At 72.3% G+C, this 12,121-nt stretch carries 12 protein-coding genes; 9 read left to right on the forward strand and 3 right to left on the reverse strand.

Annotated features, from left to right (window positions below; genetic code table 11):
• Positions 1 to 10 precede the first annotated feature (10 nt).
• From NBH00_RS01475 to NBH00_RS01485, 3 genes are all read left to right on the forward strand, one after another.
• Positions 11 to 1,294, forward strand: a complete 1,284-nt coding sequence (locus tag NBH00_RS01475) for an IS1380 family transposase (RefSeq protein WP_254569020.1) — start codon at positions 11 to 13, stop codon at positions 1,292 to 1,294.
• A 258-nt stretch (positions 1,295 to 1,552) separates the two neighbouring features.
• Positions 1,553 to 1,969 carry a YkvA family protein gene (locus NBH00_RS01480; protein ID WP_254571584.1) on the forward strand — a complete coding sequence of 139 codons (417 nt, stop codon included), beginning with the start codon at positions 1,553 to 1,555 and terminating at the stop codon, positions 1,967 to 1,969.
• A gap of 252 nt (positions 1,970 to 2,221) precedes the next feature.
• A protein-coding gene (locus tag NBH00_RS01485) for an IS3 family transposase (protein WP_254573690.1) occupies positions 2,222 to 3,654 on the forward strand; the annotation gives its coding sequence in 2 pieces (ribosomal slippage) (positions 2,222 to 2,570 and positions 2,570 to 3,654; 1,434 coding nt in all).
• A gap of 18 nt (positions 3,655 to 3,672) precedes the next feature.
• Here the strand turns inward: NBH00_RS01485 and NBH00_RS01490 are convergent.
• Complete coding sequence (locus tag NBH00_RS01490) at positions 3,673 to 4,260, reverse strand: OB-fold nucleic acid binding domain-containing protein (RefSeq protein WP_254571585.1); 588 nt, start codon at positions 4,258 to 4,260, stop codon at positions 3,673 to 3,675.
• A gap of 100 nt (positions 4,261 to 4,360) precedes the next feature.
• Here NBH00_RS01490 and NBH00_RS01495 point away from each other — a divergent pair, with 100 nt between their 5' ends.
• The 3 genes from NBH00_RS01495 to NBH00_RS01505 are packed head-to-tail and all read left to right on the forward strand — an operon-like array spanning position 4,361 to position 7,871.
• Positions 4,361 to 5,872 carry an MFS transporter gene (locus tag NBH00_RS01495; RefSeq protein ID WP_254571586.1) on the forward strand — a complete coding sequence of 504 codons (1,512 nt, stop codon included), beginning with the start codon at positions 4,361 to 4,363 and terminating at the stop codon, positions 5,870 to 5,872.
• Positions 5,873 to 5,886: 14 nt separating this feature from the next.
• Positions 5,887 to 6,780, forward strand: coding sequence for an alpha/beta fold hydrolase (locus NBH00_RS01500; RefSeq protein WP_254571587.1), 894 nt, complete (start codon positions 5,887 to 5,889; stop codon positions 6,778 to 6,780).
• 59 nt (positions 6,781 to 6,839) lie between these two features.
• A complete protein-coding gene (locus NBH00_RS01505; protein ID WP_254571588.1) occupies positions 6,840 to 7,871 on the forward strand; it encodes a L,D-transpeptidase family protein in 1,032 nt (343 codons plus the stop codon).
• Here the strand turns inward: NBH00_RS01505 and NBH00_RS01510 are convergent.
• Positions 7,826 to 8,827 carry a lysylphosphatidylglycerol synthase domain-containing protein gene (locus NBH00_RS01510; protein WP_254571589.1) on the reverse strand — a complete coding sequence of 334 codons (1,002 nt, stop codon included), beginning with the start codon at positions 8,825 to 8,827 and terminating at the stop codon, positions 7,826 to 7,828. The two genes, NBH00_RS01505 and NBH00_RS01510, sit on opposite strands and share 46 nt — an antisense overlap.
• Before the next feature lie 61 nt (positions 8,828 to 8,888).
• Entirely contained in the window at positions 8,889 to 9,137 is a 249-nt protein-coding gene (locus NBH00_RS01515; RefSeq protein ID WP_254571590.1) for a hypothetical protein, read from the reverse strand.
• A gap of 78 nt (positions 9,138 to 9,215) precedes the next feature.
• Between NBH00_RS01515 and NBH00_RS01520 the strand changes: the two genes are divergently transcribed.
• The 3 genes from NBH00_RS01520 (at position 9,216) to NBH00_RS01530 (ending at position 12,091) form a co-directional block, all read left to right on the forward strand.
• Positions 9,216 to 9,617 carry a MarR family winged helix-turn-helix transcriptional regulator gene (locus NBH00_RS01520; protein WP_254571591.1) on the forward strand — a complete coding sequence of 134 codons (402 nt, stop codon included), beginning with the start codon at positions 9,216 to 9,218 and terminating at the stop codon, positions 9,615 to 9,617.
• 64 nt (positions 9,618 to 9,681) lie between these two features.
• Entirely contained in the window at positions 9,682 to 10,602 is a 921-nt protein-coding gene (locus NBH00_RS01525; RefSeq protein ID WP_254571592.1) for a glucosaminidase domain-containing protein, read from the forward strand.
• Between the two features lie 97 nt (positions 10,603 to 10,699).
• On the forward strand, positions 10,700 to 12,091 hold the full coding sequence (locus NBH00_RS01530) for an FAD-dependent oxidoreductase (protein ID WP_254571593.1): 1,392 nt from the start codon (positions 10,700 to 10,702) through the stop codon (positions 12,089 to 12,091).
• Positions 12,092 to 12,121 lie beyond the last annotated feature (30 nt).

The following is a 12,121-nucleotide window of genomic DNA, read 5'->3' on the forward strand; positions in this document are numbered from 1 at the left end:
GGTCACCCTCATGGTGAACGAGTCGGCGGTCGTGGTGTTCGATGATGAGCGGGCGGTCGCGAACGCTGGGGTGATGCTCCCCGCGCTCCTCGCGCAGCGCCTCGGGCTTGAGCAACTCATCGAAGAGTGCGTGGATCTCGGCGACCGTCCTGGCGCGGCGAATCCGGGCCGCAAGGTCATGACGATGTGCTCGGCGATGGTCCTCGGTGCGGACTGCATCGACGACTGCGATCTGCTGCGCTCAGGACAGACCGGCGCGGTACTCGGGCATCGCGTTGCGGCGCCGTCAACGCTCGGCACGTTCCTGCGGGCGTTCACGTTCGGGCACGTCAGGCAGCTAGACCGCGTGCTTGGCCTCGCGCTTGAACGCGCGTGGGCCGCGGGCGCCGGCCCGGGCGACGAGCGGCTGGTGATCGACGTTGATTCGTTTGTCGGCGAGGTCCACGGCTACAAGAAGCAGGGCGCGGGCTACGGCTACACCCGAAAGCTCGGCTACCACCCACTGCTCGCGACCCGCGCGGACACCGGTGAGGTCCTCCACATCCGGCTGCGGAAGGGCTCGGCGAACACCTCCCGCGGCATGCTCCGCTTCTGCGAGGAGCTCATCGCCCGCGTTGATCGCGCCGGCGCCACAGGCCCGAAGCTGCTGCGCACCGACTCGGGGTTCTGGGCGAAGAAGACGTTCGTGCGGCTTGACCGGGCCGGCTGGCAGTTCTCGATCGGGATCCGCATGCAGCCTCACGTTCGCGCGCTCGTCGACGCGATCGACGAGGACGCCTGGGTGACCTTGGAGGACTACCCCAAGACCTCTGTCGCGCAGATCGCCGAGACCACGATCGGCGACTTCCGCATGATCATCCGCCGAGTCAGGACGCTCTCCCAGCAAGGCGAGCTGCTCCCGAGTTGGGAGCACTACCCGTTCGCGACCAACCGCACCGACGACCTCCAGATTGTCGAGGCTGAGCATCGCCAGCACGCCGTCGTTGAGCTCGCGATCCGCGACCTCAAAGATCAGGCGCTCGCGCACTTCCCCTCGGGCAAGTACCACGCCAACGCCGCCTGGACCGTGATCGCCGCGCTCGCGCACAACCTGCTGCGCTGGACCCAGAAGATCGCCCTCCCGGACGCCACCACCCGCACCGCGCGGACCCTCCGCCGGCGGCTGCTTCAGGTCCCCGGACGACTCGCCCGCAGCGGCCGCCGCACGCTGCTGCGGATGCCCGCCCGCTGGCCCTGGCGACAGGACTTCCTCACCGCCCTAGACCTGATCCGGGCGCTGCCGCCACCCGCCTGACACCAGGGGCTCCCGACGTTCAGCCGCAGGACCGCTGGCCTCGGCCTGCCCGCGACCACCCAAACTCACGCCACCGCGACGGCCTCAACTGGCCCCACCCGCACTGCGAATCCCTCAGCGCGCTCGATCACCCGCGCCGCCACCCCGAGCTGACCCACTCGGCCGCTGACGCGGCCCACATCAAGGCGAACGGTGGATCGAGGCTAACCCGGCCACAGGCTCCTCGCCCCGTTCGGACAGGTGCTCGGTCGGGACACGATGACCACCCGGCTGCTGCTCGAGATCGCTGCCGGCTCTCTCGGGCTGTGGGTGCTGTCCTGCGCGGCGATGGTGCTGCTCGCCCGGCGGCTTCCTGCCGGCCTGCTGAAAGACGCCGCCGAGTTCCTCCCAGCCTGCGTGACGACCGCCGGCCGGCTGCGAGCGCACGACGATGTTCCGCGGCGAGCCAAGGTCGCGTTACTGATCGCGATCGTCTGGGTGATCTCGCCGATCGACTTGCTCCCCGAATTCCTTCCCGTGATCGGACCGCTGGACGACGTCCTCGCCGCCGTGCTGCTGCTGCGCTACGCCGCGCGCGCCATCCCGCGAGACGTCCTCGTGGACGCGTGGCCGGGCGAGCCTCGACTCCTTGAGCGTTTGCTCGGCTCCGAACCGCGTGACACGGTTGTTCGCTAGCGCTGCACCGCATCGCCCGACGAGTCGTTGCGGTGATGAGGACGGGCCCGTGAGACCTACGGCGGCTGACTCAGAGCTCAACGCAACCCCCTCTCTGCCAAGGTGACGTGAGACAGGTTCTACCGTTGTATTTACTGAGCCTGAGGGCGAGAACGGACGTGCGTTGTGTCGCAGTTCCCTGCAGGGATGAAGGACGAGCTGGAGGGTTCCGCCGGCGGTGTGCCGGAGGGAGCCGAAGGCGAGCGTAGGCACATCGCCGGCGGCGCGTCGTCGCTGGTGGGGGTCCCGGATCCCGAGCTCGTGCCGCGGGCGACGCGCCGCAGGTTCACCGCGGCGTACAAGCTGAAGATCGTGCTCGCCGCCGAGGCGTGCACCAAGCCCGGCGAGATCGGCGAGGTGCTGCGCCGCGAGGGCTTGTACTCCTCGCTGCTGACGGAGTGGCGGCGGGCCCGCGACAGCGGCGCGCTCGGGGCGCTGGAGCCTCGCCAGCGTGGCCCCAAGCCGCCGAGCGCCGAGCGGATGGAGAACGCGGCGCTGCGTCGCCAGCTGGAGCGCTCGCAGGCCGATCTGGTGACGGCGCGTCGGGTGATCGAGGTGCAGGGAAACGTCTCCGCGCTCTTGGAAGAACTGCTGGCCAAGAGCGCGCCGGAGACCGACGAGCAGCCGCCGCGATCATGATCGATCAGGCCGTCATTGAGATCGAGCCGCTGGTCGGCATCCTGCCCGCGTGCCGCGCCCTCGGCGCGTCCAGGGCGTCGTTGTATCGCCGACGCAGCCCGCCGCCCGCGCGCGCGTCAGTGCCGCGCAGGCGGCCCGGCCGGGCGCTGTCGGATGAGGAGCGTGCCGCGGTGCTCGAGCAGTTGCACAGCCCGCGCTTTCAGGACGCCTCCCCTGCCGAGGTCTGGGCGACGCTGCTGGATGAGGGGATCTACCTTGCGTCGCAGCGCACGATGTACCGGATCCTCGCCGCCGAGTACGGCGGCGTCACCGAGCGCCGCGCGCAGCTGACCCATCCGCCCTACGCCGCACCGGAACTGCTCGCCGAGCGGCCGAACGAGATTTGGTCCTGGGACATCTCGAAGTTGAAGGGTCCGGCGAAGTGGACCTACTACTACCTCTACGTCATTCTCGACGTCTACAGCCGCTACGCCGTCGGCTGGACGGTGCAGCACCGCGAGAACGCGCACCTGGCCAAGGCGCTGATCGGCCAGGCGTGCGAGCAACAGAACATCGTCCGTGGCCAGTTGACGGTGCACGCCGACCGCGGCCCGGCGATGACGTCCAAGCCCGTCGCGTTCCTCCTCGCCGACCTCGGCGTCCTGCGCTCGCATAACCGGCCGTACACGTCGACGGACAACCCGTACTCCGAGTCACAGTTCAAGACGATGAAGTACCGGCCCGGGTTCCCCGCACGGTTCGACCACATCGACCACGCCCGCGCCTTCTGCCGCGACTTCTTCGGCTGGTACCACCACGCTCACCGCCACGCCGGCATCGGCCTGATGACCCCACACGACGTCCACCACGGCCACGCTCCGGCCGTCCACGCCGCCCGCACCACCGTCCTCGACGCGGCCTACGCCGCCACGCCCGAACGCTTCGTCCGGCACCCGCCCCGACCGCCCGCGCTGCCGACCGCCGCCTACATCAACAAGCCCAAGCCCGAGGAGCCCGCCGCTCACTAAATTCGCCCCGACACTGTCTCATCCGGCTTGACAGGTTCCGGCGACGGCGACGTCGCGGTCGAGGCCCGGGAAGGTCCCGGCCATCGCGGCGACGCCCTGCGCGACGGTGACCGAGTGCTCGAGCAGGCCGTGGCGGTAGGCGTGGTGCAGGTGCTTCGCCGCGGGGGCGTCGCGGTAGCGCGGCCAGTCCGGGGCGTCGTCCCCGACGATCCGCTCCAGCAGCGCGCGCAGATGGGGGTGGTCGACGCCGGCGACGAGCGCGCGCAGCTCGGCGACGAGGCGCCCGAGCGGCAGGGCCGGGCCGTCGCAGATGTCCGCGAGGTCGTAGGTTCCGGACACCGCGGTGCGGATCGCGCGGACGGTGAGCTGGGCCCCATGGCGGGGGTGGACGCCGTAGCGGCCGATGACCCGCACGGGGCGGCCGGGTGTCAGCAGCGGCAGCGCGTCGGCCGCGCCGTCCCAGATCATCGCGGGGACGCTTCCGGTCCGGTCGCCGAGGACGACCTTCAGGTACTCGCCGCCGTCCCGCCGCGGGAGACGGTCGACGGAACGGACGAGCAGGACCTCGTCGAGGTCGAGACCGTCGGTGAACTCGCGGACCGGCACGTCGCGAACGGTAGGCCGCACACCGGACGAATCCTCTGGTATGCAGCGCATTCGTCTGCCTGGCGTGAAACGGACCCACGGTTCCGCTAGCGTCCGTCGCATGAATGCAGCCCAGGCCCGCTCCCTCGCGGTGATCTGCACCGCGACGTTCATGCTGCTGCTCGACATCACCATCGTGAACGTCGCGCTGCCGGACATCGCGACCTCGCTGAAGAGCTCCTTCAGCGACCTGCAATGGGTCGTCGACGCGTACGCCCTCAGCCTGGCCGCGTTCCTCCTCACCGCCGGCTCGCTCGCCGACCTCTTCGGCCGCAAGCGCATCTTCACGATCGGCCTCGCGATCTTCACCGGGGCCTCGCTGCTCTGCGGGCTCGCCTCCTCGCCGCTCGTCCTCGAGCTCGCCCGGGCGCTGCAGGGCATCGGCGGCGCCGCGATGTTCGCGACCTCGCTCGCCCTCCTCGGCGCGACCTTCCAGGGGCCGCAGCGCGGGACGGCGTTCGGCATCTGGGGGGCGACGACCGGCGCCGCCGTCGCCATCGGCCCGCTCGTCGGCGGCCTGCTCACCGAGCACGTCTCATGGGAGTCGATCTTCTTCATCAACGTCCCGATCGGCCTGCTCGCGATCTTGGCGTCGACCCGTGTCCTCGAGGAGTCGACCGGCCCGGCCTCGCGCCTGGACGTGCCGGGCGTCATCACGTTCTCGGGCGGTCTCTTCCTCCTCATCTTCTCGCTCGTGCGCGGGAACGCCGAGGGCTGGGGGAGCCCGCTCATCGTCGGCTTCCTCGTCGGGGCGGCCGTGCTCCTGCCGCTCTTCGTCCTCGTCGAGCGCCGCAGCCCCCATCCGATGCTCGACCTGCAGCTCTTCCGCAAGCCGGCCTTCACCGGCGCCGCGGTCGCCGCGTTCGTCCTCTCCTCGGGGATGTTCGCGATGTTCCTGTACCTCACGCTCTACATCCAGAACGCGCTGCACTTCAAGCCGCTCGACGCCGGGCTGCGCTTCCTCCCCATCACGCTGCTCTCGTTCTCCGCTGCGCCGATCGCGGGCAAGCTCTCCGCGCGGATCCCGGTCCGCTACCTCCTCGGCGGTGGCCTCGCCCTCGTCGGGACGGGCCTCCTGCTCATGACGGGGCTCGACGCCGGCTCGAAGTGGACCGCGCTGCTGCCCGGGTTCATCGTCGCGGGCGTCGGGATCGGGATGGTGAACCCCGCGCTCGCCTCCACGGCGATCGGCGTCGTCGACCCGCGCCGCGCCGGGATGGCCTCCGGCATCAACAACACCTTCCGCCAGGTCGGCGTCGCGACCGGGATCGCCGGGCTCGGCGCGATCTTCCAGGCGACCCTGCAGCACAAGCTCCCCGGCGGACCGCCCGGGGAGGTCCTCGCCGCCGGTGACCCGCGCGTCCTCGGGCCCGGGCAGGCGACGCGCTTCCTCACCGCCTACTCGTCCGCGCTGAACGAGCTGCTGCTCGTCGGCGGGCTCGTCTCGCTCGCCGGCGCCGTCATCGCGTTCGTCCTCGTGCGGCCGCAGGACTTCGTCGCCCACGGCGCGCCCGCGGGTCCGCCGGCCGCGCGGCCCGAGACGTCCGAGGCAGGCGTCGGGGTCGCGGGGTAGAACACCGCAGCGACATGCAGGAGCCTCTCTTCGAGCACCGGCTGGACCTCGCGGGCTTCCAGACGCGCGCGCTCGAGCTCGAGGGCGAGGGGCCGCCGCTGCTGCTCCTCCACGGCTACGCCGACAGCGCCGACACGTGGCGCCTGCTCCTGCACCGCCTCGGCCGGCAGGGACGGCGCGCGCTCGCCGTCGACCTGCCGGGCTTCGGCACCGCGAGCCGCCTGGCCCGGGACGAGCTCGTCCTCCCCCAGCTCGACCGGCTCGTCGCCGCCGCGGCGCGTCACCTCGCGGACGAGGCCGGGGCCCCGGTCGTCGTCGCCGGCAACTCGCTCGGCGGCTGCGCGGCCCTGCGCGCGGCGGCCGACCCGTCGCTCCCGATCGCCGCCGCCGTCCCGATCGCCCCCGCCGGCTTCGACCACGCGACGTGGCTGCGGACGATCGAGGCGCAGCCGGTCATCCGGCACCTGCTCGGCGCGCCGCTCCCCGTCCCCGAGGTCGCCGTCCGCGCCGCCGTCGGCGAGGTGTTCCGCCAGCTCGCCTTCGCCCATCCGCGCGCCGCCTCCGGCGAGGTCATCGCGGCCTTCACCCAGCACCACCGCTCGCGCCGGGACCTGCGTCGCTACCTGGCGACCGGCAACCGGATGATGCCCGAGCTCCTGAACGAGCCGATCCCCTTCCACCGCATCGCCGTGCCGCTCATGCTCATCTGGGGGGACCGCGACCGGCTCGTCGGCCACCGCGGCGGCCGGCACCTGCTCGACGCCCGGCCCGACACCCGCTTCGAGCTGCTGCGCGACGTCGGCCACTGCCCGCAGCTCGAGGTCCCCGACCGGGTCCTGACCCTGCTCGACGACTTCGGGACGGGCGCCGCGAACCATGCGCGGAGCCCGCGCGCACGCACCGGCTGAGATCCGGCGCTGACAGCGCGCTTGCGCGCCCGCGGGGGGTGCCCTTCTACCCTGGTGCGATGCCCGCCCGCCGGATCGTCCTCGCCTGCGCCCTCTCGGGCGCCCTCATCGCGCCCGCCGCCGCGACGGCCCTCGCCGCGACGCCGAAGCCGACCCCCGCCCCCGCCCCGGCCCCCGCGCCCGCGGCCGCCGGGACCGTCCCGCCCGGCGTGACCGCCGGCGGCATCGACCTCGCCGGCCTCACCGCGCCGCTCGCCGCCGCGAAGCTGAACGGGGCGCTCGGCCCCCATCTCGCCCGGCCCGTCGCCTTCGACGTCGGCGGCAAGGTCTTCCGCCTCACGACGACGACCGCGAAGTTCGCCTTCGACGCGGACGCCACCGCGGCCGCCGCGGTCGCCGCGTCGCAGAACACCGCCGTCCCGCTCGTCGTCACGCACGCGACGACGCCGGTGCGCGACTTCGTCACGCGCGTCGCCCGCGCCTCGCGCCGCGAGGCCCAGGACGCGACGCTGAAGATCGGCGTGCAGCAGATCCACGTGCACCGCTCGCGGTACGGCTACCGCGTCGACCAGGCCGCGGCCTACCGGCTCATCAACGCCGCGCTGAACGACGGCGCGGCCTCGCGCAAGCTCCACGTGAAGCTTCGCAAGGTCCGCGCGAAGGTCAACACGAACGACCTCGCTCGGCAGTACGCGACGATCCTCACCGTCGACAAGTCGACGCGCACGCTGCGCCTCTTCAAGCGCTTCAAGGTCGTCAAGACGTACAAGGTCGCGATCGGGCAGCCCGCCTACCCGACGCCCGAGGGCCTGTTCCACATCCAGAACAAGCAGATCAACCCGACGTGGTCGGTGCCGAACTCGCCGTGGGCCGGCGAGCTCGCCGGGACGACGGTGCAGGGCGGCAGCGCGCAGAACCCGCTGAAGGCGCGCTGGATGGGCGTCACCGACGGGGTCGGCTTCCACGGCACCGGCGAGGACTACTCCGTCGGGCAGGCCGCCTCGCACGGCTGCATGCGCATGCACGTCGCCGACATCATCGCGCTCTACCCGCGCGTGCCCGTCGGGACGCCCGTGCTGATCGCGCCGTAGCGGGAGGCCCGCAGGACCTTCCGCGGGTTGAGGGTCCCGAGCTGCCGCCACAGGATGACGGTGGCGACGGCGAGCCCGCTGACCATCAGCACGCAGCCGACGCCGAACGTGAACGCGGTGATCTGCGCGATGTCGACCGCCTGGCCCGTCGTCTCCGCGAAGCCGTAGGAGAGCATCGCGAGGCGCAGCCCGGCGCTGGCCGGGGCGAGCGGGATGATCCGCCCGCCGCCCTGCGCGGCCATGACGAGGACGACGGTCGTGAGCGTCACCGGGAGCGCGAACGCCTCCATGAACGCCGCGAGCGATCCGAGCCTGATGAGCCGGCCGAGCGCCTGCCACGACGCGACGCCCCGGACGAAGCGGCGCGGGGTGCCGAAGATGACGAGCCCCTGGCGGAAGCGGTCGAGCAGCGTCGTCGCGCCCCGGCGGACCGTCCGCCCGACGAGCAGGAGCAGGGCGACGACGGCGAGCGTCGCGACCGACACGATGATCGGGTGGCGGATGACGAGCGTCACGTCGACGCTCGGGAGCTCACCGGTCGACGTCGGCACGGGGAGGAAGCCGCGCGCGAGCGCCCAGACGACGAGCGCGGTCCCGAAGAGCGTCTCGAAGACCGTCTCGGGGACGAACGTCCCGGCGAGCGTCGCGTAGCTCGAGCCCGGCACCTTCCGGTGCACGAGGCGGAGCTTCACGATGTCGCCGCCGCGGGCGGGGATGATCGCGTTCAGGCCCGAGCCCGCGAGGTACGCGCCGCAGGTGTCGCGCGCCCGCAGGCCGCTGTCGGGGTAGGTGGCGAGCAGGATCGTGTGCCACCCGCGCGTGCGGACCGCCTGGGCCGTGAGGTAGAGGGCGACGCCGAGCAGCAGCAGCCACGGGTTCACCTTCGCGGTGTCGCGGAGGATGAGGTTCGCGGCGTGCGCAGAGCTGCGCAGCAGATCGTTGATCGTGTTCAGCATCGGGCCGTCCCTTCAGGGTACGGCCGGTCGGGCCCCGGACTTGAGCGCTTCGCGGTCCTGTTCAGGAATCGTCGGGCCAGCGGCCGTGCTCGTCGAAGTACGCGCGGGCCCGGTGCTCGTCGTCGCGCTCGCGGTCGCCGCTCACCCCGACGCGCCAGAGGAAGTTGATGAGCCAGATCGAGAGGCCCGCCCCGACGACGGCGGCGCCGCCCTCGAGGCCGTCCTCGCCGCCGCCGAACGCCATCAGCGCGATGCCCACCACGGTGACGACGGCGGGGAGCACGTAACGGATGACGCGCAGGCTCAACATCCTTCCATTGTCCACACACCGCAATCCTGTCCAGGATCCGTGGACGCAGACGCCTGTACGCGGTGTACGCTGGCCGCTGTGAACGCAGAACGGGACGATGCGGCGATCGCGGCTCGGCTGCTGGCGGACGCCGTCCATACGGTCGCGGCGATCGCGCGCGACGCCGGTCTCTCGCTCGACGGCTACCTCGTGCTGCACGAGGCGGTCGCCGCGGGCGGCATCCGGCCCACGGTGCTCGGCCGTCTCCTCGGGCGTTCGAGCGGCAGCCTCACCCCGGTCCTCGACCGGCTCGCCGAGCTCGATCTCGCCCATCGCGTGACGAACCCGGAGGACCGCCGCAGCTCGCTCGTCGTCGCGACGGACGCGGGCGCGAAGATCGTCGCCGACGCGCGCGAGCGGCAGTCGGTCGCTCTGCGCATGATGACCTCCGCGCTCCCGCTCGACGTCCGCCGCGCGCTGATCGCCGAAGACGAGGGCTGACGCCCTGCGGGGCCTCGCCGCTCGTGTCGTCGCCCCGGCGGCGGGTCTCGCCGCGGCGGTCGCCGTGCTCGGGGGCCTGGCCCCGGGCGTCGCCCTCGCGCAGGTGAAGGGGACGGTCCTCTCGCCGGATCGCACGACCGTCGCCGCGCGTGACGCGCCCGGCGGCAGGCTCGTCGTCCGCGTGAAGCACGGCAAGCGCCTGCGCATCACCTGCCAGACCTCGGGGAGGGTGGCGAACGGGCCGACCGGGCGCTCGAACATCTGGGACCGCGTCATCGTCGGGACCCGGCGCCTCTACGTCGCCGACGCGGTCCTGCGCACCCACGCGGCGCCCGGCGTCCTCGTCGCGAAGCTCTGCGGCGCGCCCGCGCTCGACCCGGCGCCGAACCCCGGCACGACGAGCGGCGCCTGCGGGATCATCTCGCCGGTCGCCCAGCTCCCGCCGTACCCCTCGCGCGCGACGTTCATCAGCGCGGCCGTGCCGGGGGCGCAGCAGTCCGCGCGGGAGACCGGCGTCCCGGCCTCGGTGACGCTCGCCCAGGCGATCCTCGAGACCGCGAGCGGGACGATCGCCGCCGGGGCGAACAACTACTTCGGGATCAAGGCGAGCGCGGTCGCCGGCGTGCCGGTCGGCGTCTACGGCTGGGGCGTCTACGGCGCCGGGTGCGTCCTGCGCAAGACCGGCGAGGTCATCAAGGGCCGGATGGTCACGACGATCGGAGCCTTCCGCGCCTACCAGTCGCTCGAGGCCTCGATCCGGGACCACGGCGCCCGGCTGCTCGCGAACGACGTCTACCGGCCGGCGTTCGCCTACACGGACGACCCGGAGAAGTTCGCGCGCATCATCGCCCGCCACTACGCGACCGACCCGGCCTACGGGGACAAGGTCGTCGCCCTCATGCGCAGCGAGAAGCTGCAGCAGTACGACGTCGCGCCGACGGCCGCCCCGGGCGATCCGACCGGCGGCGCCTCGCCCGGCCGGTAGCCCCGGTTCCCCCGCACGGGGGCCTCCTGCGGACGACGCGCCAACTACGATCAGGTGTGGCCCAGTAACCCCTGCTCCGACAGGCCGTACAGACACCATGACCGATTCCGTCTCCGCCACCCCGCTGCGCGTCGCCATCGTCGGCGCGGGCCCGTCCGGGTTCTACGCCGCCGGCCAGCTCCTCGGCGACGGCTTCGAGGTGGACCTCTACGACGCGCTGCCGACCCCGTTCGGCCTCGTGCGCGCCGGCGTCGCCCCCGACCATCCGAACATCAAGGCCGTCACCCGCGTCTTCGAGAAGACGGCGAAGAAGGACGGCTTCCGCTTCTACGGCGGCATCACGCTCGGTCAGGACATCCGGCCGGCCGACCTCGAGTCGCGCTACCACGCCGTCGTCTACTCGTTCGGCACGTCCACCGACAACCGCCTCGGCATCCCGGGTGAGGACCTGCCCGGGTCGCACCCGGCCACCGAGTTCGTCGCCTGGTACAACGGCCATCCGACCTACGCCGACCACGACTACGACCTCAGTTCGGAGCGCGTCATCGTCGTCGGCAACGGCAACGTCGCGATCGACGTGGCCCGGATGATCGTCCTGGCGGAGGAGGAGCTGACGCCGACCGACACGGCCGACCACGCGATCCACAAGTTCACGGGCGGCGGGACGCAGGAGGTCATGCTGCTCGGCCGCCGCGGCCCGGCGCAGGCGGCGTTCACGAACCCGGAGCTGCTCGAGCTCGGGGAGCTCGCCCGGGCGGACGTCATCGTCGACCCGGCGTACCTCGAGCTCGACGAGGCCTCCGAGGCGTGGCTCGAGTCCGAGGACGCCCACACGACGAACCGCAAGAACGTGGAGATCATGCGCGGCTACGCGGCGCGCGAGCCCGCGGGCAAGGAGCGCCGCGTCGTCCTCGAGTTCCTCTGGTCCCCGGTGGAGATCATCGGCACCGATCGGGTCGAGGGGCTGCGCGTCGTGCGCAACCGCATCGAGGCGGGCGAGAACGGCGCGCTGAAGGCCGTGTCGACGGGGGAGGAGAAGGTCATCCCCTGCGGCATGGTCGTGCGGTCGATCGGCTACCGCGGCATCCCGATGGAGGGCATCCCGTTCGACGAGCGCCGCGGCCTCATCCGCAACGAGGGGGGTCGCGTCGTCGAGGACGGCGGCTCGGTCCGCACCGGCGCCTACGCCGTCGGCTGGATCAAGCGCGGTCCCTCGGGCGTCATCGGCACGAACAAGAAGGACGCCGCCGACACCGTCGCGCGCATCCGCGAGGACGCCGAGGCCGGCCTGCTGAACGCCGACAGGCCGTCCGCGGACGAGGTCGAGGCGTTCCTCACCGACACCGTCGGCCGCTACTGCGACTGGCAGGGCTGGAAGGCGATCGACGCGCACGAGACCGCCGCCGGCGCCGAGCAGGGGCGCCCGCGCGTGAAGCTCGTCCGGGTCGATCACATGCACGACGTCGCGGGCAAGGCGCCCACCGGCTGAACAGGCCGTTCGCGCGGGGCCCGGGAGCCA

Source organism: Paraconexibacter antarcticus, from assembly GCF_024220175.1.
In the GTDB taxonomy this organism is placed as follows: domain Bacteria; phylum Actinomycetota; class Thermoleophilia; order Solirubrobacterales; family Solirubrobacteraceae; genus Paraconexibacter; species Paraconexibacter antarcticus.

What these genes read in the sequence shown, in the direction of transcription:
- NBH00_RS01475 (WP_254569020.1), top strand. Translation starts at nt 11, where the DNA reads ATGGTGAACGAGTCGGCGGTCGTGGTGTTCGATGATGAGCGGGCGGTC.
- NBH00_RS01480 (WP_254571584.1), top strand. Translation starts at nt 1,553, where the DNA reads ATGACCACCCGGCTGCTGCTCGAGATCGCTGCCGGCTCTCTCGGGCTG.
- NBH00_RS01495 (WP_254571586.1), top strand. Translation starts at nt 4,361, where the DNA reads ATGAATGCAGCCCAGGCCCGCTCCCTCGCGGTGATCTGCACCGCGACG.
- NBH00_RS01500 (WP_254571587.1), top strand. Translation starts at nt 5,887, where the DNA reads ATGCAGGAGCCTCTCTTCGAGCACCGGCTGGACCTCGCGGGCTTCCAG.
- NBH00_RS01505 (WP_254571588.1), top strand. Translation starts at nt 6,840, where the DNA reads ATGCCCGCCCGCCGGATCGTCCTCGCCTGCGCCCTCTCGGGCGCCCTC.
- NBH00_RS01510 (WP_254571589.1), bottom strand. Translation starts at nt 8,827, where the DNA reads ATGCTGAACACGATCAACGATCTGCTGCGCAGCTCTGCGCACGCCGCG.
- NBH00_RS01515 (WP_254571590.1), bottom strand. Translation starts at nt 9,137, where the DNA reads ATGTTGAGCCTGCGCGTCATCCGTTACGTGCTCCCCGCCGTCGTCACC.
- NBH00_RS01530 (WP_254571593.1), top strand. Translation starts at nt 10,700, where the DNA reads ATGACCGATTCCGTCTCCGCCACCCCGCTGCGCGTCGCCATCGTCGGC.